Origin of the sequence: Escherichia sp. KTE52, assembly GCF_000408325.1 — a bacterium.
Classification (GTDB): domain Bacteria; phylum Pseudomonadota; class Gammaproteobacteria; order Enterobacterales; family Enterobacteriaceae; genus Escherichia; species Escherichia marmotae.
Genome location: NZ_KE138680.1, coordinates 858,850 through 883,565 on the forward strand (window position 1 = coordinate 858,850; position 24,716 = coordinate 883,565).

A 24,716-nucleotide genomic window follows, 5' to 3' on the forward strand; every position below is an offset into this window, starting at 1 on the left:
CCAGAACAGGTTATCAGTATGACGAATACTTAAAATCGTCATACTTATTTCCGCCATCTATTTTAATCCATTGGGGTTACCATGTTCTCCACACTCCGCCGCACTCTGTTTGCGCTGCTGGCTTGTGCGTCTTTTATCGTCCATGCCGCCGCGCCAGATGAAATCACCACCGCCTGGCCGGTGAACGTCGGGCCACTAAACCCGCACCTTTACACGCCTAATCAGATGTTCGCCCAGAGCATGGTTTATGAACCATTGGTGAAATATCAGGCAGACGGTTCGGTGACCCCGTGGCTGGCAAAAAGCTGGACCCATTCGGAAGATGGCAAAACCTGGACCTTCACCCTGCGTGATGACGTGAAATTCTCTAATGGTGAACCGTTCGATGCAGAGGCCGCAGCAGAAAACTTCCGCGCAGTGCTCGATAACCGTCAACGTCACGCCTGGCTGGAGCTGGCAAATCAGATTGTTGGTGTCAAAGCACTCAGCAAAACCGAGCTACAAATCACCCTAAAAAGCGCCTACTATCCTTTCCTGCAAGAACTGGCTCTGCCGCGCCCTTTCCGCTTTATCGCTCCGTCACAATTTAAAAACCACGAAACCATGAACGGGATTAAAGCCCCGATTGGCACCGGGCCGTGGGTTTTGCAGGAATCGAAACTGAATCAATACGATGTCTTCGTCCGTAACGAAAACTACTGGGGTGAAAAACCGGCAATTAAAAAGATCACCTTCAACGTGATCCCCGACCCGACTACTCGCGCGGTAGCTTTCGAAACCGGTGATATCGACCTGCTGTACGGTAATGAAGGGCTGCTGCCACTCGATACCTTCGCCCGCTTTAGCCAGACCCCGGCTTACCACACTCAACTGTCACAACCGATCGAAACTGTGATGCTGGCGCTTAATACCGCCAAAGCCCCTACCAACGAGCTGGCAGTGCGGGAAGCGCTCAATTACGCCGTAAACAAAAAATCGCTGATTGATAACGCATTGTATGGCACCCAGCAGGTTGCCGACACTCTGTTTGCCCCTTCTGTGCCTTACGCTAATCTCGGCCTGAAGCCGCGCCAGTACGATCCACAGAAAGCGAAAGATTTGCTGGAAAAAGCAGGCTGGACACTACCTGCGGGCAAAGATATCCGTGAGAAAAACGGTCAGCCGCTGCGCATTGAACTGTCGTTCATCGGCACCGATGCGTTAAGCAAATCAATGGCAGAAATCATTCAGGCCGATATGCACCAGATTGGCGCTGATATCACATTAATTGGAGAAGAAGAGAGCAGTATCTACGCCCGCCAGCGTGACGGTCGATTTGGAATGATTTTCCACCGCACCTGGGGCGCGCCATACGATCCACACGCTTTCCTGAGTTCGATGCGCGTACCGTCGCACGCTGACTTCCAGGCACAGCAAGGATTAGCCGACAAACCGCTGATTGATAAAGAGATTGGCGAAGTGCTGGCGACCCATGACGAAACACAACGTCAGGCACTATATCGCGACATTCTGACCCGTCTGCACGACGAGGCGGTTTATCTGCCAATCAGCTATATCTCGATGATGGTGGTGGCAAAACCGGAACTGGGCAACATCCCCTACGCGCCGATTGCCACTGAAATTCCGTTCGAACAGATTAAACCGGTGAAACCTTAATGTTGCGTTATGTATTGCGCCGCTTTCTGCTGCTGATCCCGATGGTGCTTGCCGCCTCGGTGATCATTTTTCTGATGCTACGCCTCGGCACCGGCGATCCAGCGCTCGATTATCTGCGTCTGTCCAACCTGCCGCCGACGCCGGAAATGCTGGCTTCTACCCGCACAATGCTCGGTCTGGATCAGCCGCTGTACGTGCAATACGGCACCTGGCTGTGGAAGGCGCTACATCTTGATTTTGGTGTCTCATTCGCCAGCCAACGCCCGGTGCTGGACGATATGCTGAATTTCCTGCCCGCCACGCTGGAACTGGCAGGCGCGGCGCTGGTGTTAATTCTGCTCACTTCCGTGCCGCTCGGTATCTGGGCGGCGCGCCATCGCGATCGCCTGCCCGATTTCGCCGTGCGTTTTATCGCGTTTCTCGGCGTGTCGATGCCTAACTTCTGGCTGGCATTTTTGCTGGTGATGGGGTTTTCGGTGTATCTGCAATGGCTGCCCGCGATGGGCTACGGCGGCTGGCAGCACCTCATTTTACCTGCGGTATCCATCGCCTTTATGTCGCTGGCGATAAACGCACGTCTGCTGCGCGCCAGTATGCTCGACGTCGCCGGTCAGCGTCACGTGACCTGGGCGCGGCTACGCGGTCTGAACGACAAACAGACCGAACGCCGTCACATCCTGCGCAATGCCTCGCTGCCGATGATCACCGCCGTGGGGATGCACATTGGCGAACTGATCGGCGGGACAATGATTATCGAAAATATCTTTGCCTGGCCGGGCGTCGGCCGTTACGCCGTGTCGGCAATTTTTAACCGTGACTATCCGGTCATTCAGTGTTTTACGCTGATGATGGTGGTGGTTTTTGTGGTCTGTAATTTGATTGTTGATTTGATCAATGCTGCGCTGGACCCGCGTATTCGTCGTCATGAAGGAGCGCACGCGTGAACTTTTTCCTCTCTTCCCGCTGGTCGGTACGTCTGGCGCTGATCATTATCGCCCTGCTGGCGCTGATTGCGCTCACCAGCCAGTGGTGGCTACCGTATGATCCACAGGCGATTGATCTGCCTTCTCGCCTGCTTTCGCCAGATGCGCAGCACTGGTTGGGCACTGATCATTTAGGCCGCGATATTTTCTCGCGGCTGATGGCGGCGACTCGCGTGTCGCTCGGCTCAGTAATGGCCTGCCTGCTGCTGGTACTGACGTTAGGGTTGATTATTGGCGGTAGCGCCGGGCTGATTGGCGGGCGCGTCGATCAGGCCACCATGCGCGTTGCGGATATGTTTATGACCTTCCCGACCTCGATTCTGTCGTTCTTTATGGTCGGCGTACTCGGCACCGGGCTAACCAACGTGATTATCGCCATCGCCCTGTCGCACTGGGCGTGGTATGCACGTATGGTGCGCAGCCTGGTGATTTCACTGCGCCAACGCGAGTTTGTGCTGGCGTCACGGCTTTCTGGCGCGGGCCATGTGCGGGTGTTTGTCGACCATCTGGCAGGCGCGGTGATCCCTTCGCTGCTGGTACTGGCAACGCTGGATATCGGCCATATGATGCTGCACGTGGCGGGAATGTCCTTCCTCGGCCTCGGCGTGACCGCGCCGACCGCCGAATGGGGCGTGATGATTAACGACGCGCGCCAGTATATCTGGACTCAGCCGCTACAAATGTTCTGGCCGGGGCTGGCGCTGTTTATCAGCGTGATGGCCTTTAACCTGGTGGGTGACGCACTGCGCGATCATCTGGATCCTCATCTGGTGACGGAGCACGCACACTAATGCCGCAACAGATTGAACTGCGCGATATCGCGCTACAGGCCGCAAAGCCGCTGGTGCACGGTGTATCGTTAACCCTGCAACGCGGGCGCGTGCTGGCGTTAGTTGGCGGTAGCGGCAGCGGGAAATCATTAACCTGCGCCGCGACGCTGGGCATTCTACCCGCAGGCGTTCGCCAGACGGCTGGGGAAATTTTAGCCGATGGCAAACCGGTTTCTCCCTGCGCCCTACGCGGTGTCAAAATTGCTACCATCATGCAAAACCCACGCAGCGCCTTTAATCCGCTGCACACCATGCACACCCACGCGCGGGAAACCTGCCAGGCGTTAGGGAAACCCGCCGATGACGCCACGCTTATCGCAGCCATAGAAGCAGTGGGGCTGGAAAACGCTGCGCGCGTGCTGAAGCTGTACCCGTTCGAGATGAGCGGCGGCATGTTGCAGCGCATGATGATTGCGATGGCAGTGCTGTGTGAATCACCGTTTATCATCGCTGATGAACCAACTACCGACCTTGATGTGGTGGCGCAGGCGCGCATCCTTGATCTGCTGGAAAGCATTATGCAAAAGCAGGCTCCGGGAATGTTGCTGGTCACTCATGATATGGGCGTAGTGGCGCGTCTGGCGGACGATGTAGCAGTGATGTCACACGGTAAGATTGTCGAACAGGGCGATGTCGAAACGCTGTTTAACGCACCGCAACATCCGGTGACGCGCAGCCTGGTTTCCGCTCATCTCGCGCTTTACGGTATGGAGCTGGCATCATGACTTTACTTAACGTTTCCGGCCTTTCACATCACTATGCGCACGGTGGATTTAGCGGTAAGCACCAGCATCAGGCGGTACTGAATAACGTTTCTCTGACCCTGAAAAGCGGTGAAACTGTCGCCTTGCTGGGGCGCAGCGGCTGTGGGAAAAGTACTCTCGCACGGCTGCTGGTGGGTTTAGAGTCGCCGTCGCAGGGCACGATTAGCTGGCGCGGTGAACCGCTGGCGAAGCTCAATCGCGCCCAGCGTAAAGCGTTCCGCCGTGATATTCAGATGGTGTTTCAGGACTCCATCAGCGCCGTTAACCCACGCAAAACCGTGCGCGAGATCCTGCGTGAGCCGATGCGTCACCTGTTATCGCTGAAAAAATCGGAGCAACTGGCGCGCGCCAGCGAAATGCTGAATGCGGTAGATCTCGACGACAGCGTGCTCGACAAGCGCCCACCGCAGCTAAGCGGCGGTCAACTCCAGCGCGTCTGCCTGGCGCGCGCGCTGGCAGTCGAACCGAAATTGCTGATTCTGGATGAAGCCGTTTCTAACCTTGACCTGGTACTGCAGGCGGGAGTGATTCGCCTGCTGAAAAAGCTGCAACAGCAGTTTGGCACCGCCTGCCTGTTCATCACCCACGACTTACGCCTGGTAGAACGTTTTTGCCAGCGGGTAATGGTGATGGACAACGGGCAAATCGTCGAAACCCAGGTGGTGGGAGAGAAATTAACCTTTTCCTCTGACGCCGGACGTGTGCTACAAAACGCGGTATTACCCGCATTCCCCGTGCGCCGTCGCGCCACAGAAAAGGTTTAACGTAAATGCAACGAGTCACCATCACGCTTGATGACGATTTACTGGAGACGCTGGACAGCCTGAGCCAGCGTCGCGGCTATAACAACCGTTCCGAAGCTATCCGCGATATTCTGCGTAGCGCTCTGGCACAGGAGGCTACCCAGCAGCACGGCACACAAGGTTTCGCGGTGCTCTCCTATGTGTATGAACACGAAAAACGCGACTTAGCCAGCCGTATTGTCTCCACGCAGCATCACCACCACGACCTTTCGGTCGCCACGCTGCATGTGCACATTAATCACGACGACTGCCTGGAAATCGCCGTGCTGAAAGGTGACATGGGCGATATACAGCATTTTGCCGATGATGTTATCGCCCAGCGCGGCGTGCGGCACGGGCATTTGCAGTGCTTGCCGAAGGAAGATTGATTTATTTCTGAAACGAGGAAAGAAAAGATATTAACTGAACTTAATTTATAAAATTAAGTTCAGTTGCATAGATAGATCCTGTAAAGGCAGATGTTCTGCGTAATGAACGCAGCTAAAATTTATGACTTCGCTTTATGACATCACAATATGAAGCCAGGTTTCCCTTCCTTACGCCATTGTCCCAATCGTCTTCCTGAATCGCAGTAGCGCGATGGTGAAAAACACGCCGCCAATTGCCATCAGCGTCAGGAACTGCGGCCAGACGATTTCGAATCCGGCACCACGGTAGAGAATGGCTTGCGCGAGGCTAACAAAGTGTGTCGTCGGCATGGTCAGCATAATATCCTGCACCATCTGCGGCATACTTTCGCGCGGGGTAGAGCCACCGGAAAGCATTTGTAACGGTAGCAACACCAGAATCACCAGCAGCCCAAGCTGTGGCATCGAACGTGCTATCGTCCCCATAAAAATGCCGATTGACGTGGTGGCAAACAAACTGAGCGCTACACCCAGCATAAACAGCGGGATCGAGCCTTCAATCGGTACGCCCAGCACACCTTTCACCATCAGCACCAGCGATAATCCCGACACCACCAACACCACCAGCCCCATCGACCAGACCTTCGCCATCATGATCTCAAACGGCGTTATCGGCATCACCAACAAGTGTTCCACCGTGCCGTGTTCACGCTCACGGATCAGTGCCGATCCTGTGAGCACAATCGCCAGCATGGTAATGTTGTTGATGATCGCCATCACCCCGCCAAACCACGCGGGGTCGAGGTTCGGGTTAAAGCGCATGCGGGTTTCCAGCGATACCAACGGTTCGCTGTTATCACGGTAGCGCGCGACAAAGCTATTCACTTCACCGTTGATAATATTCTGGATATAACCGTTGCCAGTGAATGCCTGGCTCATGCGCGTGGCATCGACGTTCACCTGAATATCTGGCTGGCGTCCGGCGAGGACATCACGCTGAAAATTTGGCGGAATATTTATCGCGAAGGTATAGCGTCCGGCGTCCAGTCCGGCATCCATCTCATCGGCGGTGATCATCTCCGGTGGCAAAAACCACGGGCGATAGAAGCTGTTAACGATCCGGTTCGACAATTGCGATTGATCCATATCGGCAATAGCGATCGGCGCGAGGTTCAACGATCCTGGCGTAACGGTTGCCGACGAGTACACCGACACCGTAAACGAGAAGACAATCAGCGTCAGCATCGCTTTATCACCGAGCAGACTGCGCAACTCTTTGATACCCAGATTAAAAATATTGCGTAAATGGCGCATCATCCCTCCTGTTTTTTCAGTAGCAGGATGCTTAAGCCCATCACCAGCGGTATGGCTATCAGCAACGGGATGAAAAGTTGCCACAAATCAGTCAGATCCAGCGCCTTCGAGAATGTCCCACGGGCGATAGTCAGAAAATGGCTGGTCGGATAAACCTCGCCAATCCAACGTCCCGGCCCTTCCAGTGAAGCTACCGGATCGATCATCCCGGAAAACTGCGTCGCCGGAATCAACGTGATTATGGCAGTACCGAAAATGGCGGCTATCTGGCTTTTCATAAAGGTGGAGATCAGCAGCCCCATTCCTGTGGCGATGATGATATACAGCAGTGCCGCCAGGGTGAGCGTCAGGAAACTGCCTTTATGCGGCACGCCAAACACAAACACCGACAGGCCGCAGAGCAGAAAAAAGTTCAGCATTCCCAGCGCGATGTACGGTAGCTGTTTACCGAGCAAAAATTCGCTGCGGGTAGTAGGCGTAACGTAGAGATTGATAATCGACCCCAACTCTTTTTCCCGTACCACGCTAAGGGCGCTTAGCATTGAGGGAATCATCATCAACAGAAGCGGGATCACCGCCGGAACAATCGCTGGCAGACTTTTTACGTCCGGGTTATAGCGATAGCGCGTCTCAATGTTCATCAGACCGCTTTGACTGGCTGGTGTCGATTGTTGGCTTGCCTCGTTCTGTAGCCAGTTCTGATGCATCGCCTGCACGTAACCTTTTACCGTTTCAGCGCGGCTGGGCATCGCACCGTCGATCCAGACGCCGATTTCCACCGGCGTACCGCGTGCGATATCGCGGCCAAAATTGGGTGGGATCTCAATCGCTACCGTCACATCTCCTGCACGCATCCGGCGCTCAAGCTCGTCGTAACTGGTGAGCGGCGGCTGTTCGATAAAGTAACGGGAACCGGAGAGATTGAGTGTCCACGCCTGGCTGCTGACAGTCTGGTCGCGGTCAAGCACCGCAAAGCGCAGGTTTTCCACATCCATACTGATGCCGTAACCCATTATCAGCATCAGGATCACCGTCCCCATCAGCGCCAGCGTTGAACGTACCGGATCGCGTCGCAGTTCCAGTGCTTCGCGGCGGCTGTAGCTAAACAGACGACGCAGGCTAAATCCCTGACGTGGCGCGTGAGTGGTGTCATGTCCCACGGGCGGTGCTTCAACTTCGTTGCTCTGCCCTGCCGCTTCCTGCAAATAGGCGATAAATGCCTCTTCCAGGCTGGCAGCCCTGCGTTTCTCAACCAGCTCCTGCGGCGTGCCGCTGGCGAGTACTTTTCCGGCGTGCATCAGCGAGATGCGGTCGCAGCGTTCCGCTTCGTTCATAAAGTGGGTGGAGATGAAAATGGTCACTTTGTCCTGGCGCGAGAGATCCACCATCAACTGCCAGAACATATCCCTCGCCACTGGATCGACGCCAGAAGTCGGCTCATCGAGGATTAACATCTCCGGGCGATGAATCACCGCCACAGCCAGCGAAAGTCGCTGACGAATACCGAGCGGCAGGGATTCCGGCAGTGCATCTTCAACATCGTTGAGCTTAAAACGCTCGCTCATCTCAGCAACTCGCGCAGGAATGTCCGCTTCCGGAATGTGAAACAAGCGGGCATGTAGCTCAAGGTTTTGCCGCACGGTGAGTTCGTTATAAAGCGAAAACGCCTGCGACATATAACCCACCCGCCGGCGGGTATCGATATCTTTTGGATCGACTGGTTGCCCAAACAACCACGCTTCACCTTCGCTGGCAGGCAGCAGCCCGGTGAGCATTTTCATGGTGGTGGATTTACCGCAGCCGTTCGAACCGAGAAACCCAAAAATCTCCCCGCGTGGAATGCGAAAATTAACGTGATCAACAGCGACAAAGGAACCAAAACGCATGGTCAGATCGCGCGCTTCGATGGCAATCTCTGCGTTTTCAGGTTGATACGGTGGGATGACTACCGCCTGATGCGCCTGGCGTTGCGCTTGCGGCAACAGATTTATAAATGCTTCTTCCAGCGTGGCGCTTTGCGTTTGCTGCCGCAGCTCTTCGGCACTTCCGGTTGCCAGCACTTCTCCGGCATTCATCGCTACCAGCCAGTCGAAGCGTTCGGCCTCTTCCATATAGGCGGTGGCAACCAGCACGCTCATATTACTCTGCCGCTGGCGGATGCTGTCGATCAGATCCCAGAACTGGGCGCGGGAGAGCGGGTCAACCCCCGTCGTAGGCTCATCAAGAATCAACAATTCCGGATCGTGGATTAACGCACAACACAACCCAAGTTTTTGCTTCATGCCGCCGGAGAGTTTACCCGCCGGACGATCGCGAAAAGGTGCTAACCCGGTACTGGTCAGTAGTTCATTAATTCGCACTTCCCGCTCCGCTTTGTCGTGACCGAACAAGCGGGCGAAAAAATCGACGTTTTCATACACCGACAAGGTGTGGTAGAGGTTTTTGCCCAGTCCTTGTGGCATCCAGGCGATGCGCGGACAGACGTCGCGGCGATGCTTCGGGTCGCGCATATCGCCGCCCAATACCATCACGCTGCCCTGCTCAATGACGCGGGCACCAGAAATCAACGACAACAAACTCGACTTCCCGACACCGTCAGGGCCAATCAGCCCGACCATACAGCGGGCCGGAATATCGAGAGTGATATTGTTCAGCGCAACGGTTTTTCCATAATGCTGGCTCACGCCCGCCAGTTGCGCGACAGGCGGGACGGGAACCAGTTCCAGATGCGTCATTGCGGCAACCTCACCGCCAGGTCTTCAGGCCACGGAAGTTCTTCATTCACCCGCACCCACGCCACGCCCGGCAAGCCAGTTTTGACATATTCCAGATGCTGCTGGAGTAATTCCGGTGGGATACGCGCTTTGACGCGGAACATCAGTTTCAGCCGTTCATCGCTGGTTTCGACGGTTTTTGGCGTGAACTGGGCAACGCTGGCGACAAAGCTGATGGTCGCCGGAATACGCAGATCTGGCGCGGCATCAAGGATCAGACGCGCTTCCCCGCCCAGTTTCAGCGTGCCAGCCTGTTCGGTTGGCAGGAAGAAGGTCATATAGACATCGCTCAGGTCGACCATATTCAGCACCCGACCGCCTGCCGCCAACACTTCACCAGGCTCAGCAACCCGATACTGCACACGTCCGTCGCGCGGGGCTTTCAGTTCACTATCGTCGATATCTGCCGCGATACGCCGTTCAGTGGCTTGTGCGGCTTCGACACGCGTTTGCGCCTGAATGATATTGGTGCGTGCCGCTTCTATAGCGGCTTTAGAGGCAGAAACCTGGGCTTTTGCCGATTCCAGCGCAGCACGGGCGCTTTCGGCAGCGGCGCGGTCATCATCCAGTTGTTGCGCAGAAATAGCCCCACTATGGGCGAGCGAGCGGGAACGGGTATGACGTTTGGCAACGGAGTCCAGTTCAGCCTGGCGTTGATTGACCAGCGACTGCGCGGCGCGAGTTTCACTTTGCCTCTGCTCCAGCAAGGCCCGGGCGGCAGCAACGGCGCTTTGTGCTTCTTTGATTTGTGCGATGGCTTCCAGCCGCTGCTCCTGCAACACGCGGGTATCCATTTTCGCCAGCACTTCACCTTCGCGGACAAACTGGCCTTCTTTCACCAGAATAGTGTCGATACGCCCGGCGATTTTGCTGGCGATATCCACTTCCGTCGCTTCAATGCGCCCATTACTGACGGCAAAACCTTCCGGCACACCTGTCGGGCGCAACAACCACCATGCCACGACGGTAGCAACCGCCAGAACCCCGACAACCCACCACGCCAGATGGCGTTTACTCTTATCCATAATCGATCCGCCATAATCCCTGTAAGCAAACGAAACGTGTTACAACTGCCACTGAACGACGTTCAGCGGATTCTTCCATCCGGGATAAGAAGGAAACGGCATATGCGGCCAGGGCGCTGCAAGATGAGCACCAACGGGGAAGGCTTAGTGAAAACGGGTAGTAATGTTGTCATCATCAGCATTCCTGGCCGTAAATGAAACACGCATACTCATAATTGAAATCAATTAAATACTAACAGTTATATTCATGTTGTCTATTTGATTACTATCAGCTTGTGATACACCACGATGTTCTACATTTCGATTACGTTCTTAACCAAAAATCCTTTTTACAGGTTCTCAGGTTGTGCGACATAAATTTTCACAACAGGAAATAATGTAACTATCACACAGAGTTATTATCCCCTTGAGTACGAATATTTCCCGAATGTGAATACGTTTTTTACGAAAAGGTGATGAATGAGAAAAGACTGCACCTTACGCAACGATGAAAATAAGAAAAATATATTAATTCAGAATTCATCGTAGGATAAATATTTAATTACCAGCTTTAATCCATCTCTAAAAGCCGATACTTACAACAATAAATCCAGCTATAGTAAAGTTACTTTTTACAATTAGTGGTATCTCATTGTTATATTTAATTGGCTGAAAATACTACTTATACGTTTTCTGATATTAGCAGAAAAACATATGGAGATAGAGATGAATATCTATATTGGATGGTTATTTAAATTAATCCCTTTGCTAATGGGGGTAATATGCATCGCATTAGGTGAGTTTGTATTAGCAGGTTCTGGACAAAGTGAATACTTCGTTGCAGGGCATGTTCTGATTTCTCTCTCTGCAATATGTCTGGCATTGTTCACTACCGCATTTATTATTATCTCTCAGTTAAATCATGGCGCGAATAAACTCTACAACACATTATTCCCTGTTATTGGTTATGCTGGCTCCATTGCAACTATGATTTGGGGATGGTCATTTCTGGCCAGCGATAATGTGATGGCAGATGAATTTGTCGCCGGGCATGTGATTTTCGGTGTTGGCATGATTGCCGCCTGCGTATCAACCGTGGCGGCCTCTTCCGGGCATTTTCTGCTGATCCCGAAAAACGCAGCGGGTAGTAAGAGTGATGGAACACCATTGCAGGCGTATTCTTCAACTATCGGTAATTACTTAATTGCTATCCCCGTTCTGTTCACTCTCTTCGGTTTTATTTGGTCAATAGTGCTGTTACGCAGCGCAAATATCACACCACATTATGTTGCAGGCCATGTGCTCCTGGGGCTAACAGCAATTTGCGCTTGTCTTATTGGTCTGGTTGCTACCATCATCCATCAAACGCGGAATACGTTCTCAGCGAAAGAACATTGGCTCTGGTGTTATTGGGTTATTTTACTCGGCTCACTTACCGTTATTCAGGGCATCTACGTATTAATCAGTTCAGATGAAAATGCCCGTCTGGCTCCGGGTATTATTCTCATTTGTCTGGGGATGATCTGCTACAGTATTTTCTCCAAAGTGTGGTTGCTGGCGCTGGTCTGGAGACGCGCCTGTTCGTTAACCAACAGAATACCCATGATACCCGTATTTACCTGTCTGTTTTGCCTGTTCCTCGCGGCATTCCTTGCAGAGATTGCGCAAACCGATATGGCTTACTTTATTCCCTCGCGGGTTCTGGTTGGCTTAGGTGCAGTGTGTTTTACGCTATTTTCAATCGTTTCTATATTAGAAGCAGGGTCTGCAAAAAAATAATAGAAAAGACTTCAGATAAGACGCTGAGCGTCTTATCTGGGCTTTATTCAGGTTGATTCCCCCTGATTTCACTGCGAAAACGAGGGGGTACTTTACGTCTTATTCTGCCGCCAAATCCTGCGCACAAGCCCACGCGCTGGACCACGCCCACTGGAAGTTATAACCTCCCAGCCAGCCTGTGACGTCCATCACTTCACCAATAAAGTACAGCCCAGACACTTTGCGCGCTTCCATCGTCCGTGATGAGAGTTCATTGGTGTCCACGCCGCCGAGAGTCACTTCGGCGGTGCGATAGCCTTCGGTGCCGTTGGGTTGTACGCGCCACTCGGTCAATGTGGTAATCAGCGCCTGTTGGTCACGCACGTTGAGCTGTTTTAGCGGGACGTCCGGGATTTGCCCAAGTTGTTGCAACCGTTCAACCAACCGTTTCGGCAGATGAACCGCCAACGTGTTCTTCAGGCTCTGATTCGGATGTGCACTGCGCTGCTCGTTAAGGAAGGCTTCCAGGTCGACATCCGGTAGCAGATTGATGCTGACAAATTCACCCGGTTGCCAGTAGCTGGATATCTGCAACACCGCCGGACCAGATAAGCCACGATGCGTGAAGAGTAAATTTTCACGGAACACCGTGCCGTTTTCAGCGGTGATCACTGAAGGTACTGCAACGCCTGCCAGCACCTGTAACTCTTCCAGCAACGGTTTATGCAGTGTGAATGGCACCAGACCAGCGCGCGTCGGCAACACGTTGAGGCCAAATTGTTCGGCAATCTTATAACCGAACGGCGACGCGCCCAGACCCGGCATCGAGAGGCCTCCGGTCGCAATGACCAGTTTATCGCAGCCGACGGTCATACCATTCAGTTCAAGCGTAAAACCCGTTTCATCCTTTGCCACACTCAGCACTTCGCTACGCAATCTGAAGGTCACATTACCCTTCTCACACTCTGCCACCAGCATGTCAACAATCTGCTGTGCGGAGTCATCGCAAAAGAGTTGCCCTAACGTTTTCTCGTGCCAGGCGATGCCGTGTTTATTGACCAGATCAATAAAATCCCACTGCGTAAATCGGGCGAGGGCAGACTTACAAAAATGCGGATTCTGGCTCAGATAGGCACCAGGCTCGACATAAAGGTTGGTAAAGTTGCAGCGCCCACCACCAGACATGAGGATTTTGCGCCCCGGTTTTTTACCATTATCGATCAGCAAAACTCTGCGCCCTGCCTGACCTGCCAGCGCAGAACAGAACATACCAGCCGCACCAGCGCCTATAATAATGGCATCAAACCTTTCCACGTTGCGCTCCTCTTAGAAAAAATGGGCGTGAATTGTAAAGATTCCTCAGTGGCCGCACCAGCATCAATATTACTTAGGGGAAGTATTTATCTGAATTATATAAGATAATTATTTTTTGAGTGAAATTCATACAGGAGGCAAATCAAAAAAATCTATATTTCACTTTGCCCGCGCCGCGAAAGTCACTGATAATGCGCCGCGTTCATGTCCTCAAAATGGCGTAACGTCCTATGCTACATTTGTTTGCTGGCCTGGATTTGCATACCGGGCTGTTATTATTGCTTGCACTGGCTTTTGTGCTGTTCTACGAAGCCATCAATGGTTTCCATGACACCGCCAACGCCGTGGCAACTGTCATCTATACCCGCGCGATGCGTTCTCAGCTCGCAGTGGTTATGGCGGCAGTGTTCAACTTCCTGGGTGTTTTGCTGGGTGGTCTTAGTGTTGCCTATGCCATTGTGCATATGCTGCCGACAGATCTGCTGCTTAATATGGGATCGTCTCATGGCCTTGCTATGGTGTTCTCTATGTTGCTGGCGGCGATTATCTGGAACCTTGGTACGTGGTACTTTGGTTTGCCTGCATCCAGCTCCCATACGCTGATTGGCGCGATTATCGGTATTGGTTTAACCAATGCGTTGATGACCGGTACATCAGTGGTGGATGCACTCAATATCCCGAAAGTATTAAGTATTTTCGCATCTCTGATCGTTTCCCCTATTGTCGGCCTGGTGTTTGCTGGTGGTCTGATTTTCTTGCTGCGTCGCTACTGGAGCGGCACCAAGAAACGCGCCCGTATCCACCTGACCCCAGCGGAGCGTGAAAAGAAAGACGGTAAGAAAAAGCCGCCGTTCTGGACACGTATCGCACTGATCCTTTCCGCTGTCGGCGTGGCGTTTTCTCACGGTGCGAACGATGGTCAGAAAGGCATTGGTCTGGTTATGCTGGTACTGATTGGCGTCGCACCAGCAGGCTTCGTGGTTAATATGAATGCCACAGGTTACGAAATCACTCGTACCCGCGATGCTATCAACAACGTGGAAGCTTACTTTGAGCAACACCCTGCGCTGCTCAAACAGGCGACCGGTGCTGATCAGTTAGTGCCGACTCCGGAAGCAGGCGCAACACAGCCTGCGGAGTTCCATTGCCATCCGTCGAATACCATTAACGCGCTCAACCGCCTGAAGGGCATGTTGACCGCCGATGTGGAAAGCTACGACAAGCTGTCGCTTGACCAGCGTAGCCAGATGCGCCGCATTATGCTGTGCGTTTCTGACACTATCGACAAAGTGGTGAAAATGCCTGGCGTCACTGCGGATGATCAGCGTCTGTTGAAGAAATTGAAGTCCGATATGCTTAGCACCATCGAGTATGCTCCGGTATGGATCATCATGGCGGTCGCGCTGGCGTTAGGTATCGGGACGATGATTGGCTGGCGTCGTGTGGCGACGACTATCGGTGAGAAAATCGGTAAGAAAGGCATGACCTACGCTCAGGGGATGTCTGCCCAGATGACGGCGGCGGTGTCTATCGGTCTGGCGAGTTATACCGGGATGCCTGTTTCCACCACTCACGTACTCTCCTCTTCCGTAGCGGGGACGATGGTCGTTGATGGCGGTGGCTTGCAGCGTAAAACGGTAACCAGCATTCTGATGGCCTGGGTGTTTACCCTCCCGGCTGCAGTGCTGCTCTCCGGCGGGTTGTACTGGATCTCCTTGCAGTTCCTGTAATCGCACGCATAAAAACGAGCGGGTCAGTTTTCTGGCCCGCTTTTTTTATGCCTTATTGCCGTGGTACTTAATGCCAAATCATCAATGCAATCAGGCTTATCACCACCAGACCACACAATGCGCTGGTCAGGATAAACTGCCGACGCACACGCTCGCAGCGACGAATAAACTCATCATCGTGATGATCACGATACCTCTGAGCATAGATATACCAAACGAGACGAACCTGTTTGTTGGGTTGGCCATGTGAGGTAAAAAAGCCCCCTCCATCAACATATTGATAGAGCAATGGATCGCAATTACGCAGTACCACTAACAACGCGCGTAGTGATGAGAAATAGCGCGCCATGTTAACAATGCAAACGACACATAAAGCCCAAAATAATGCGACGGTGCTTATCATACCTCCTCCCCGGCGACCTGCCCACAGAGTTCCACCCCGGGGCTACCGCTCCCGATACGCTGCCAATCAGTTAACACCAGGTCCTGGAGAAACCGCTTTTGTCGTAACGAACATCCGAGCGGCTCTATAGATAGTGTAGGAGATCAGGTTGTTTTTTTTCCATAAGGTTAACCACTATCAATATATTCATGTCGAAAATTTGATTATCTGATTGGTAAGCAAGGCGGATTGACGGATCATTCAGGTCGCTATAAGGTAAGGATGGTCTTAACACTGAATCTTTACGGCTGGGTTAGCCCCGCGCACGTAGTTCGCAGGACGCGGGTGACGTAACGGCACAAGAAACGCTAGCTGGCCAGTCATCGACAACTTTATGGAAGGAGTAACACTATGGCTTATAAACACATTCTCATCGCGGTCGATCTCTCCCCGGAAAGCAAAGTTCTGGTAGAGAAAGCGGTCTCTATGGCCCGCCCCTACAATGCGAAGGTTTCTCTGATCCACGTAGATGTAAACTACTCTGACCTATACACCGGACTTATTGATGTGAATCTGGGTGATATGCAGAAACGCATTTCCGAAGAGACTCATCACGCGCTGACTGAGCTTTCCACTAACGCAGGCTACCCAATTACTGAAACTCTGAGCGGCAGCGGCGATCTGGGTCAGGTTCTGGTTGATGCGATCAAGAAATACGATATGGATCTGGTGGTTTGTGGTCATCACCAGGACTTCTGGAGCAAACTGATGTCTTCCGCACGCCAGCTAATCAACACCGTTCACGTTGATATGCTGATTGTTCCACTGCGTGACGAAGAAGAATAATTATTCCCCTCTACTTGCTCCTGAACGCCCGCTCATGCGGGCGTTCTGCTTTTTGTTTTGAGCCGATGTTAATCTGCAGTCAGAAAGCTCACCTGCGTAGCGAGCAATTCAAATTTACACCACATAAAAAAGCATGTAACGCCATTACACATAAAAACATCAGCATGATTGGCTGGTTATTTTTGCTGTGATAGTGCATTAATGCATTCATTACATCAATATTAAGAATTTTAGACGCGTGTAAAATCTTTCGCGCGCAATCACTTACGCGTTCATACTTTTCAGGACGGTATTGGAAGGTTAATAAATATGAATACAACAACACCCACTGGGATGCTGCAGCAACCTCGCCCATTTTTTATGATCTTTTTTGTCGAATTATGGGAACGATTCGGCTACTACGGCGTGCAAGGCGTGCTGGCGGTTTTCTTCGTTAAACAGCTCGGATTTTCACAAGAGCAAGCCTTTGTCACCTTTGGTGCCTTTGCGGCGCTGGTCTATGGCCTTATCTCGATCGGCGGTTATGTTGGCGACCATCTATTGGGAACCAAACGCACCATTGTTCTCGGGGCAATTGTGCTGGCGATTGGCTACTTTATGACCGGGATGTCGTTACTCAAACCTGACCTGATCTTCATCGCGCTGGGGACTATCGCCGTCGGCAACGGCTTGTTTAAAGCCAACCCTGCCAGCTTGCTTTCTAAGTGCTATCCGCCAAAAGATCCGCGGCTCGATGGCGCTTTCACCCTGTTTTACATGTCAATCAACATCGGCTCGTTGATAGCATTATCGCTGGCACCAGTTATCGCTGACAGATTTGGTTATTCCGTCACCTATAATCTGTGCGGTGCGGGGTTAATTGTCGCGTTACTGGTCTACATCGCCTGTCGTGGAATGGTAAAAGATATTGGTTCTGCGCCAGACTTCCGACCAATGAGCTTCAGCAAACTGTTGTACGTGTTGATTGGCAGCGTGGTGATGATCTTCGTCTGCGCATGGCTGATGCACAACGTGGAAGTTGCCAACCTGGTGCTGATTGTCCTCTCCATCGTCGTCACCATTATTTTCTTCCGTCAGGCATTCAAGCAGGATAAAACCGGGCGCAACAAGATGTTTGTCGCCTTTGTGCTGATGCTCGAAGCGGTGGTGTTTTACATCCTCTACGCCCAGATGCCAACATCACTGAACTTCTTTGCCATCAACAACGTGCATCATGAAATCCTCGGCTTTTCCATCAACCCGGTCAGCTTCCAGGCGCTCAATCCGTTCTGGGTGGTCATTGCCAGCCCGGTACTGGCGACTATCTATACCCGTCTGGGCAGCAAAGGCAAAGATCTCTCGATGCCGATGAAATTCACCCTTGGCATGTTTATGTGTTCATTGGGTTTTCTGACTGCCGCCGCTGCGGGGATGTGGTTTGCTGATGCCCAGGGACTGACATCGCCGTGGTTTATCGTCCTGGTTTACTTGTTCCAGAGCCTGGGTGAACTGTTTATTAGCGCCCTGGGTCTGGCGATGATTGCTGCGCTGGTGCCGCAGCATTTGATGGGATTTATTCTCGGGATGTGGTTCCTGACGCAGGCAGCCGCATTCTTGCTGGGCGGCTATGTAGCGACATTTACCGCCGTGCCGGACAACATTACCGATCCGCTACAGACATTACCGGTCTACATCGATGTGTTTAGCAAAATTGGTCTGGTCACGCTGGGCGTTGCGGTGGTAATGCTGCTGATGGTGCCGTGGCTGAAACGGATGATTGAGACGCCAGAAAGCAATTAATTTTTCCTGCAGCAAACCGGGTAGCAGTAACGCTACCCGGTTTACTTTTACGCTGGTGTCCCGGCATAAATATCAAAGCGATGCCCTTTGGTAACGACCGCGTTAGGCGTGGCGACATTCGCCAGCGGCGGGGCGTAGTCCGGCCGTTTGACCACCACGCGTTTTGTCGCTAACTGGCGAGCAGGCTCCAGCAACCCATCCGCATCGAGATCCGGCCCAACCAGCGACTGAAACACGCGCATCTCTTTTTTCACTAACGCACTTTTCTGCTTATGCGGGAACATCGGGTCGAGATAGACCACCTGTGGGCGCGGGGTAATATCGGTCAGCGCCGTCAGGCTGGAGGCGTGAATTAACTGCAAACGTTCCTGTAACCAGCCGCCGATTTCCGCATCGGCATAGCCACGCGTCAGGCCATCATCGAGCAGCGCGGCAACCACCGGATTACGTTCCAGCATCCGCACGCGGCAGCCCACCGAAGCCAGCACAAAGGCATCGCGCCCCAAACCTGCAGTGGCGTCGACTACATCCGGCAGATAATCACCCTTAATGCCCACCGCTTTTGCTACCGCCTCACCGCGTCCGCCGCCGAATCTGCGTCGGTGTGCCATCGCTCCACCAACAAAATCAACAAAAATACCGCCAAGTTTCGGCTCATCGCGCTTGCGCAGTTCCAGATGCTCCGGCGTTAACACTAAGGCCATCAGGTTGTCTTCATCGTGCTCCAGCCCCCAGCGGGTCGCCAGAACAGATAAGGCACCGTCTCCGGTGCCCGATTCATCAATTAAGCAGATTTTCACTGACTGATCAGCCCTTAATGCCGTAATGCTCCAGCATCGCATCCAGTTGCGGTTCACGACCACGGAAGCGTTTGAACAGCTCCATCGGCTCTTCTGAACCGCCACGGCTCAGAATATTGTCGAGGAATGACTGTCCGGTTTCACGGTTGAAAATACCCTCTTCTTCAAAGCGTGAGAAGGCATCCGCTGCCAGCACGTCGGCCCACAGGTAGCTGTAGTAACCTGCTGCATAACCTCCGGCAAAAATGTGGCTGAAAGCATGTGGGAAACGCCCCCAGGATGGAGACGGCACCACGGCAACCAGTTTTTTGATTTCTGCCAGCGTTTCGAGGATCTTCGCGCCTTGTTCAGGACGGAACTCCGCGTGCAGACGGAAATCGAACAGGCCGAACTCCAGTTGACGCAGAATAAACAGCGCTGCCTGGTAGTTTTTCGCCGCCAGCATTTTATCCAGCAGCTCTTTCGGCAGCGGTTCGCCGGTTTCATAATGACCAGAGATAAACGCCAGCGCCTCCGGCTCCCAGCACCAGTTTTCCATAAACTGACTCGGCAGTTCGACTGCATCCCACGGCACCCCGTTGATACCGGAAACGCCTGCGGTCTCGATGCGGGTCAGCATATGATGCAGGCCGTGACCGAACTCATGGAACAGGGTGATCACTTCGTCGTGGGTAAACAGCGCCGGTTTACCATTCACCGGACGGTTGAAGTTACAGGTCAGGTAAGCGACCGGTTTTTGCAGCGAACCGTCGGCTTTACGCATCTGGCCTACGCAGTCATCCATCCACGCCCCGCCGCGCTTGTTTTCACGGGCATACAGATCGAGGTAGAAGCTGCCGCGCAGTTCGTTGTTCTCGTCATAGAGTTCGAAGAAACGTACATCCGGATGCCAGACATCGACATCCTTACGCTCTTTGGCGGTGATGCCGTAAATACGTTTAACCACTTCAAACAGGCCGTTAACCGCTTTGTTTTCCGGAAAGTACGGACGCAGTTGTTCGTCGCTGATGCTATAAAGATGCTGTTTTTGTTTTTCGCTGTAGTACGCAATATCCCACGGCTGCAACTCATCGACGCCAAATTCGGCTTTGGCGAAGGCGCGCAGTTGCGCCAGTTCTTTTTCACCTTGTGGACGTGCGCGTTTTGCCAGATCGGTTAAGAAATCAAGCACCTGCTGCGGATTTTCTGCCATTTTAGTGGCGAGTGATTTAAAGGCGTAGTTTTCAAAACCCAGCAATTGCGCCAGTTCATGACGCAAGGTGAGGATCTCTTCCATCACTTTACTGTTGTCCCACTTACCAGCGTTCGGGCCTTGATCGGAGGCGCGGGTGCTGTAAGCGCGATACATCTCTTCACGCAGGGCCTGGTTGTCGCAGTAGGTCATTACCGGCAGATAGCTTGGGATATCCAACGTCAGCAGGTAACCTTCCAGTTCTTTCGCTTCGGCCTGAGCTTTTGCCGCAGCCAATGCACTTTCTGGCATACCCGCCAGTTCCGCTTCGTCGGTGACGAGTTTAGTCCAGCCCATCGTCGCATCGAGGACGTTGTTGCTGTACTGATTGCCCAGTTCGGAAAGACGGGTAGCAATCTCACCGTAACGCTGCTGTTTTTCTTTCGGCAGGCCGATGCCAGAAAGTTCAAAATCACGCAGTGCGTTATCAACCGCTTTTTTCTGCGCTGTGTTCAGCGTGGCGTAGTAATCGCCATCGCGCAGGTCACGGTACGCTTTATATAGCCCTTCATGTTGCCCTACCCAGGTGCTGTATTCCGACAGCAGCGGCAGCGTTTGTTCGTAAGCTTCACGCAGTTCCGGGCTATTTTTCACCGAGTTCAGGTGGCTAACCGGGGAGAAAATACGTCCCAGTACATCATCGACTTCTGCAAGCGGCTGGCAGAGATTTTCCCAGGTGTACGGTGCCCCTTGCGCTACCACGCGCTCTACATTTTCGCGGCAGTCGTTCAACGCCTTAGTGACGGCTGGAACCACATGTTCCGGGAGGATTTTTGAAAACGGCGGGAGTTCAAAGGGAGTCAGTAACGGATTCGTCATAGGTACAGTCCTGGTTAAATAGGGGGAACGAAACGCTCGCAGGCGCTTTCGCCGGATGCGACGCAGGCGTCTTATCCGACCTACTTTGGTAGGCCGATGCCATCCGACGCGTAATGGGTAATAGCATGGGGTTAAGTGTAGTGAATTTCAATGAGAAACGTTACGCTTTCGCGGCGGCGGCCTCTTTTCGGTATACTGTTCTGATACGCTTTTGTGCGCCCCGAATACGGGCCGATTTTTACTTACCGGAACACCTTTACCCATGCTCAGTTATCGCCACAGCTTTCACGCTGGCAACCACGCCGACGTCCTTAAACATACCGTTCAGAGCCTGATCATCGAGTCGCTGAAAGAGAAAGATAAACCGTTTCTCTATCTCGATACCCACGCGGGTGCGGGGCGTTATCAGTTAAGTAGCGAACATGCCGAGCGTACAGGCGAATATCTCGAAGGCATCGCCCGTATCTGGCAGCAGGATGACCTGCCCGCAGAATTGGAGTCGTACATCAATGTGGTAAAACACTTCAACCGTAGTGGGCAGCTACGTTATTACCCTGGTTCGCCGTTGATTGCCCGTCAGTTACTGCGTGAACAAGACAGCCTGCAACTGACCGAGTTGCACCCCAGCGATTATCCGTTACTGCGTTCTGAATTTCAGAAAGACAGCCGTGCGCGCGTAGAAAAAGCCGACGGCTTCCTGCAGCTTAAAGCTAAACTGCCGCCGGTCTCCCGCCGTGGCCTGATCCTTATCGACCCGCCGTATGAAATGAAAACAGACTATCAGGCGGTGGTCAGTGGGATAGCAGAAGGCTACAAACGTTTCGCCACTGGCACTTACGCATTGTGGTATCCGGTAGTGCTGCGTCAGCAAATTAAGCGCATGATCCACGATCTGGAAGCGACCGGTATTCGCAAAATTCTGCAAATTGAACTGGCGGTGCTGCCAGACAGCGATCGCCGTGGCATGACCGCTTCTGGCATGATTGTCATTAACCCTCCGTGGAAGCTGGAACAGCAAATGAATAACGTGCTGCCGTGGCTACACAGCAAACTGGTTCCGGCAGGCACCGGGCACGCTACCGTAAACTGGATCGTACCGGAGTAATTGCAGCCATTGCTGGCACCTTTTACGTCTCGCGCTACAATCGCGGTAATCAACGATAAGGACACTCTGTCATGACTAAACACTATGATTACATCGCCATCGGCGGCGGCAGCGGCGGTATCGCCTCCATCAACCGCGCGGCTATGTACGGCCAGAAATGCGCGCTGATTGAAGCCAAAGAACTGGGCGGCACCTGCGTGAACGTCGGCTGCGTGCCGAAAAAAGTGATGTGGCACGCGGCGCAAATCCGTGAAGCCATCCACATGTACGGCCCGGATTATGGCTTTGATACCACCATTAATAAGTTCAACTGGGATACATTGATCGCCAGCCGTACCGCCTATATCGACCGTATCCATACCTCCTATGAAAACGTACTCGGTAAAAATAACGTCGATGTAATCAAAGGTTTTGCTCGCTTCGTTGATGCCAAAACGCTGGAAGTTAACGGTGAAACCATCACTGCTGATCATATTCTGATCGCCACCGGTGGCCGTCCGAGCCATCCGGATATTCCGGGCGTGGAATACGGCATTGATTCTGATGGTTTCTTCGCCCTTCCCGCTTTACCAGAGCGCGTGGCGGTTGTTGGCGCAGGTTACATCGCCGTTGAACTGGCTGGCGTGATTAACGGCCTCGGCGCGAAAACGCATCTGTTTGTGCGTAAACACGCACCACTGCGCAGCTTTGATCCGATGATCACTGAAACACTGGTCGAGGTGATGAACGCCGAAGGCCCACAACTGCACACCAATGCAATCCCGAAAGCGGTGGTGAAAAATGCCGATGGCAGCCTGACGCTGGAGCTGGAAGATGGTCGCAGTGAAACGGTGGATTGCCTGATTTGGGCGATTGGGCGTGAACCTGCCAATGACAATATCAACCTCGAAGCTGCTGGCGTTAAAACCAACGAAAAAGGTTATATCGTCGTCGATAAATATCAAAATACTAACGTTGAAGGTATTTACGCGGTGGGCGATAACACTGGCGCGGTGGAACTGACGCCGGTTGCAGTAGCAGCGGGTCGTCGTCTCTCTGAACGCCTGTTTAATAACAAGCCGGATGAACATCTGGATTACAGCAATATTCCGACCGTCGTTTTCAGCCATCCGCCGATTGGTACTGTTGGTTTAACAGAACCGCAGGCGCGTGAGCAGTACGGCGACGATCAGGTGAAAGTGTATAAATCCTCTTTCACCGCCATGTATACCGCTGTCACCACTCACCGCCAGCCGTGCCGCATGAAGCTGGTATGCGTTGGGCCAGAAGAGAAGATTGTCGGTATTCATGGTATTGGTTTTGGTATGGATGAAATGTTGCAGGGCTTCGCGGTAGCGCTGAAGATGGGCGCAACCAAGAAAGACTTCGACAACACCGTCGCTATTCACCCGACGGCGGCAGAAGAGTTCGTTACTATGCGTTAAATGTTAAAGGGCAAAGAGTGGTGTGCTCTTTGCCCTTAGCTACGTTTCCGCTATCAGTTCAGAAGCTGAAGCAGGAAGCGGATCAGTTCCAGCAACGCAATTAACGCCCCAAGAACAATGATTGCTTTATCAATCACCCGTTTTCTCCATGCTATGGAGTGAGAATGCATCCGCTTACTCATCCATTGCCTGTCACGGCGCATGTCTCATTGTTAGATAACGACTATCTCACTCCGGCCAGAGCATCAGTTAACGGCACCACCCGTACCACTGATCAGGACTTTGAAAGCGTTTATGCGCATTACCAGAGTGAAAATGCCTCAGAGCTAACTGGATAATTATACAGTGCTTATAGTTTATAAAACCAGCATGGCCTTGCAATAGTTTCAGTATGGTATTAGCATTGATGCGTTAGATGATGACTATCTCACTCCGACCAGGGCCACCAACTCTGGGCTGGAAAGTAAAAAACCGACGCAAAGTCGGTTTTTTTACGTCCTGATTCAGACCCCTTTTCAAATAAATACCCAACTCTTAATTCACACCCATTACCTTCCTTTGCACCTATACATCCGTTAAATCATATATGTTTTTGACTTATTCATTTCGAAGAGAGACACTACCTGCAACAATCAGGAGCGCAATATGTCAATTCTGTTACCCATCCAACTGTTCAAAATTCTTGCCGATGAAACGCGTTTGAGTATCGTTTTACTGCTCAGCGAGATGGGTGAGTTATGCGTCTGTGATCTCTGTACTGCCCTGAATCAGTCGCAGCCCAAGATCTCACGCCACCTGGCATTGCTGCGTGAAAGCGGCTTATTGCTGGATCGCAAACAAGGTAAGTGGGTTCATTACCGTTTATCGCCGCATATTCCTTCCTGGGCTGCGAAAATTATTGAGCAGACCTGGAGATGTGAACAGGAAAATGTTCAGGCAATTGTCCGTAACCTGGCCCGACAAAATTGTTCCGCAGACAGTAAGACCATTTGCAGCTAAAAAATTCACCCACACATATATGAATTTTCGCATATGTTATTTCAGGGAGGCATT

General features: G+C 52.5%; 23 protein-coding genes. 14 read left to right on the forward strand and 9 right to left on the reverse strand.

Translation table 11 applies throughout. The annotated features are described in order from the left end of the window. Positions 1 to 81: 81 nt before the first annotated feature. Genes nikA through nikR form a run of 6 tightly spaced genes read left to right on the forward strand, consistent with a single transcriptional unit; the run spans position 82 to position 5,404 of the window. On the forward strand, positions 82 to 1,656 hold the full coding sequence (gene nikA, locus A1SC_RS07465; protein ID WP_001517278.1) for a nickel ABC transporter substrate-binding protein: 1,575 nt from the start codon (positions 82 to 84) through the stop codon (positions 1,654 to 1,656). Further along, complete coding sequence (nikB, locus tag A1SC_RS07460) at positions 1,656 to 2,600, forward strand: nickel ABC transporter permease subunit NikB (protein ID WP_000947086.1); 945 nt, start codon at positions 1,656 to 1,658, stop codon at positions 2,598 to 2,600. The genes nikA and nikB overlap by 1 nt, the downstream gene beginning before the upstream one ends. Further along, entirely contained in the window at positions 2,597 to 3,430 is an 834-nt protein-coding gene (nikC, locus tag A1SC_RS07455) for a nickel ABC transporter permease subunit NikC (protein ID WP_001008957.1), read from the forward strand. Before nikB ends, nikC begins: the two co-directional genes overlap by 4 nt. Further along, positions 3,430 to 4,194, forward strand: a complete 765-nt coding sequence (nikD, locus tag A1SC_RS07450; RefSeq protein WP_001136196.1) for a nickel import ATP-binding protein NikD — start codon at positions 3,430 to 3,432, stop codon at positions 4,192 to 4,194. The genes nikC and nikD overlap by 1 nt, the downstream gene beginning before the upstream one ends. After that, the gene (gene nikE / locus A1SC_RS07445; RefSeq protein WP_000173709.1) at positions 4,191 to 4,997 is read left to right on the forward strand and encodes a nickel import ATP-binding protein NikE; all 807 of its coding nucleotides are present in this window, start codon (positions 4,191 to 4,193) and stop codon (positions 4,995 to 4,997) included. Before nikD ends, nikE begins: the two co-directional genes overlap by 4 nt. Positions 4,998 to 5,002: 5 nt before the next feature. After that, positions 5,003 to 5,404 (forward strand): nickel-responsive transcriptional regulator NikR, encoded by a 402-nt coding sequence (gene nikR, locus A1SC_RS07440; protein ID WP_001190061.1) that lies wholly within the window; start codon positions 5,003 to 5,005, stop codon positions 5,402 to 5,404. Positions 5,405 to 5,572: 168 nt separating this feature from the next. On the opposite strand, the gene A1SC_RS07435 is transcribed toward nikR, so the two are convergent. The 4 genes from A1SC_RS07435 to A1SC_RS25670 all read right to left on the reverse strand — a co-directional run bounded on the left by A1SC_RS07435 (position 5,573) and on the right by A1SC_RS25670 (position 10,672). Then, on the reverse strand, positions 5,573 to 6,697 hold the full coding sequence (locus A1SC_RS07435; protein ID WP_016262635.1) for an ABC transporter permease: 1,125 nt from the start codon (positions 6,695 to 6,697) through the stop codon (positions 5,573 to 5,575). Next, positions 6,697 to 9,432: a ribosome-associated ATPase/putative transporter RbbA gene (rbbA, locus tag A1SC_RS07430; protein WP_001517282.1), complete on the reverse strand. Its 2,736-nt coding sequence runs from the start codon at positions 9,430 to 9,432 to the stop codon at positions 6,697 to 6,699. Before rbbA ends, A1SC_RS07435 begins: the two co-directional genes overlap by 1 nt. Further along, entirely contained in the window at positions 9,429 to 10,496 is a 1,068-nt protein-coding gene (locus tag A1SC_RS07425; RefSeq protein WP_000361522.1) for an HlyD family secretion protein, read from the reverse strand. Before A1SC_RS07425 ends, rbbA begins: the two co-directional genes overlap by 4 nt. A 62-nt stretch (positions 10,497 to 10,558) precedes the next feature. Beyond that, a complete protein-coding gene (locus A1SC_RS25670) occupies positions 10,559 to 10,672 on the reverse strand; it encodes a hypothetical protein (RefSeq protein WP_214678606.1) in 114 nt (37 codons plus the stop codon). A 529-nt stretch (positions 10,673 to 11,201) separates the two neighbouring features. Here A1SC_RS25670 and A1SC_RS07420 point away from each other — a divergent pair. After that, positions 11,202 to 12,254: a DUF2776 family protein gene (locus A1SC_RS07420; RefSeq protein ID WP_016262636.1), complete on the forward strand. Its 1,053-nt coding sequence runs from the start codon at positions 11,202 to 11,204 to the stop codon at positions 12,252 to 12,254. A 99-nt stretch (positions 12,255 to 12,353) separates the two neighbouring features. Here A1SC_RS07420 and A1SC_RS07415 read toward each other — a convergent pair whose 3' ends face one another. After that, positions 12,354 to 13,547, reverse strand: coding sequence for a BaiN/RdsA family NAD(P)/FAD-dependent oxidoreductase (locus tag A1SC_RS07415; RefSeq protein ID WP_000439152.1), 1,194 nt, complete (start codon positions 13,545 to 13,547; stop codon positions 12,354 to 12,356). A 230-nt stretch (positions 13,548 to 13,777) separates the two neighbouring features. Here A1SC_RS07415 and pitA point away from each other — a divergent pair, with 230 nt between their 5' ends. Beyond that, on the forward strand, positions 13,778 to 15,277 hold the full coding sequence (gene pitA / locus A1SC_RS07410; protein WP_000902773.1) for an inorganic phosphate transporter PitA: 1,500 nt from the start codon (positions 13,778 to 13,780) through the stop codon (positions 15,275 to 15,277). A 67-nt stretch (positions 15,278 to 15,344) separates the two neighbouring features. Here the strand turns inward: pitA and uspB are convergent, their stop codons facing one another. Beyond that, positions 15,345 to 15,680: a universal stress protein UspB gene (uspB, locus tag A1SC_RS07405; protein ID WP_000626185.1), complete on the reverse strand. Its 336-nt coding sequence runs from the start codon at positions 15,678 to 15,680 to the stop codon at positions 15,345 to 15,347. 390 nt (positions 15,681 to 16,070) lie between these two features. Here uspB and uspA point away from each other — a divergent pair, with 390 nt between their 5' ends. Both uspA and dtpB read left to right on the forward strand, forming a co-directional pair. Next, the gene (gene uspA / locus A1SC_RS07400; RefSeq protein WP_000323571.1) at positions 16,071 to 16,505 is read left to right on the forward strand and encodes a universal stress protein UspA; all 435 of its coding nucleotides are present in this window, start codon (positions 16,071 to 16,073) and stop codon (positions 16,503 to 16,505) included. A gap of 309 nt (positions 16,506 to 16,814) precedes the next feature. Beyond that, the gene (dtpB, locus tag A1SC_RS07395) at positions 16,815 to 18,284 is read left to right on the forward strand and encodes a dipeptide/tripeptide permease DtpB (RefSeq protein WP_016262637.1); all 1,470 of its coding nucleotides are present in this window, start codon (positions 16,815 to 16,817) and stop codon (positions 18,282 to 18,284) included. 47 nt (positions 18,285 to 18,331) lie between these two features. Here dtpB and rsmJ read toward each other — a convergent pair whose 3' ends face one another. Together rsmJ and prlC are read right to left on the reverse strand one after the other, a co-directional pair. Next, positions 18,332 to 19,084 (reverse strand): 16S rRNA (guanine(1516)-N(2))-methyltransferase RsmJ, encoded by a 753-nt coding sequence (gene rsmJ / locus A1SC_RS07390; protein ID WP_000686602.1) that lies wholly within the window; start codon positions 19,082 to 19,084, stop codon positions 18,332 to 18,334. A 7-nt stretch (positions 19,085 to 19,091) separates the two neighbouring features. After that, positions 19,092 to 21,134 carry an oligopeptidase A gene (prlC, locus tag A1SC_RS07385; protein WP_000184159.1) on the reverse strand — a complete coding sequence of 681 codons (2,043 nt, stop codon included), beginning with the start codon at positions 21,132 to 21,134 and terminating at the stop codon, positions 19,092 to 19,094. Between the two features lie 262 nt (positions 21,135 to 21,396). Here prlC and rlmJ point away from each other — a divergent pair, with 262 nt between their 5' ends. Next, on the forward strand, positions 21,397 to 22,239 hold the full coding sequence (gene rlmJ / locus A1SC_RS07380; RefSeq protein ID WP_001517285.1) for a 23S rRNA (adenine(2030)-N(6))-methyltransferase: 843 nt from the start codon (positions 21,397 to 21,399) through the stop codon (positions 22,237 to 22,239). Positions 22,240 to 22,310: 71 nt separating this feature from the next. Beyond that, positions 22,311 to 23,663 carry a glutathione-disulfide reductase gene (gene gorA / locus A1SC_RS07375; RefSeq protein ID WP_001517286.1) on the forward strand — a complete coding sequence of 451 codons (1,353 nt, stop codon included), beginning with the start codon at positions 22,311 to 22,313 and terminating at the stop codon, positions 23,661 to 23,663. Positions 23,664 to 23,716: 53 nt separating this feature from the next. Here gorA and dinQ read toward each other — a convergent pair whose 3' ends face one another. Continuing rightward, the gene (gene dinQ, locus A1SC_RS0122190; RefSeq protein ID WP_001295215.1) at positions 23,717 to 23,800 is read right to left on the reverse strand and encodes a damage-inducible type I toxin DinQ; all 84 of its coding nucleotides are present in this window, start codon (positions 23,798 to 23,800) and stop codon (positions 23,717 to 23,719) included. 27 nt (positions 23,801 to 23,827) lie between these two features. Here dinQ and A1SC_RS25505 point away from each other — a divergent pair, with 27 nt between their 5' ends. Both A1SC_RS25505 and arsR read left to right on the forward strand, forming a co-directional pair. Further along, entirely contained in the window at positions 23,828 to 24,001 is a 174-nt protein-coding gene (locus A1SC_RS25505) for a hypothetical protein (RefSeq protein WP_016262638.1), read from the forward strand. A gap of 307 nt (positions 24,002 to 24,308) precedes the next feature. Further along, positions 24,309 to 24,662 carry an As(III)-sensing metalloregulatory transcriptional repressor ArsR gene (gene arsR / locus A1SC_RS07365; protein WP_000025636.1) on the forward strand — a complete coding sequence of 118 codons (354 nt, stop codon included), beginning with the start codon at positions 24,309 to 24,311 and terminating at the stop codon, positions 24,660 to 24,662. Positions 24,663 to 24,716 lie beyond the last annotated feature (54 nt).

Excerpts from the sequence above, each read along its gene's own strand:
- rlmJ (WP_001517285.1), top strand. The coding sequence starts at position 21,397 with ATGCTCAGTTATCGCCACAGCTTTCACGCTGGCAACCACGCCGACGTC.
- nikD (WP_001136196.1), top strand. The coding sequence starts at position 3,430 with ATGCCGCAACAGATTGAACTGCGCGATATCGCGCTACAGGCCGCAAAG.
- A1SC_RS07420 (WP_016262636.1), top strand. The coding sequence starts at position 11,202 with ATGAATATCTATATTGGATGGTTATTTAAATTAATCCCTTTGCTAATG.
- rbbA (WP_001517282.1), bottom strand. The coding sequence starts at position 9,432 with ATGACGCATCTGGAACTGGTTCCCGTCCCGCCTGTCGCGCAACTGGCG.
- gorA (WP_001517286.1), top strand. The coding sequence starts at position 22,311 with ATGACTAAACACTATGATTACATCGCCATCGGCGGCGGCAGCGGCGGT.
- uspB (WP_000626185.1), bottom strand. The coding sequence starts at position 15,680 with ATGATAAGCACCGTCGCATTATTTTGGGCTTTATGTGTCGTTTGCATT.
- A1SC_RS07425 (WP_000361522.1), bottom strand. The coding sequence starts at position 10,496 with ATGGATAAGAGTAAACGCCATCTGGCGTGGTGGGTTGTCGGGGTTCTG.
- A1SC_RS25505 (WP_016262638.1), top strand. The coding sequence starts at position 23,828 with ATGCATCCGCTTACTCATCCATTGCCTGTCACGGCGCATGTCTCATTG.
- dtpB (WP_016262637.1), top strand. The coding sequence starts at position 16,815 with ATGAATACAACAACACCCACTGGGATGCTGCAGCAACCTCGCCCATTT.
- nikE (WP_000173709.1), top strand. The coding sequence starts at position 4,191 with ATGACTTTACTTAACGTTTCCGGCCTTTCACATCACTATGCGCACGGT.
- A1SC_RS07435 (WP_016262635.1), bottom strand. The coding sequence starts at position 6,697 with ATGCGCCATTTACGCAATATTTTTAATCTGGGTATCAAAGAGTTGCGC.
- nikB (WP_000947086.1), top strand. The coding sequence starts at position 1,656 with ATGTTGCGTTATGTATTGCGCCGCTTTCTGCTGCTGATCCCGATGGTG.
- arsR (WP_000025636.1), top strand. The coding sequence starts at position 24,309 with ATGTCAATTCTGTTACCCATCCAACTGTTCAAAATTCTTGCCGATGAA.
- nikA (WP_001517278.1), top strand. The coding sequence starts at position 82 with ATGTTCTCCACACTCCGCCGCACTCTGTTTGCGCTGCTGGCTTGTGCG.
- prlC (WP_000184159.1), bottom strand. The coding sequence starts at position 21,134 with ATGACGAATCCGTTACTGACTCCCTTTGAACTCCCGCCGTTTTCAAAA.
- A1SC_RS25670 (WP_214678606.1), bottom strand. The coding sequence starts at position 10,672 with ATGATGACAACATTACTACCCGTTTTCACTAAGCCTTCCCCGTTGGTG.
- nikR (WP_001190061.1), top strand. The coding sequence starts at position 5,003 with ATGCAACGAGTCACCATCACGCTTGATGACGATTTACTGGAGACGCTG.
- uspA (WP_000323571.1), top strand. The coding sequence starts at position 16,071 with ATGGCTTATAAACACATTCTCATCGCGGTCGATCTCTCCCCGGAAAGC.
- pitA (WP_000902773.1), top strand. The coding sequence starts at position 13,778 with ATGCTACATTTGTTTGCTGGCCTGGATTTGCATACCGGGCTGTTATTA.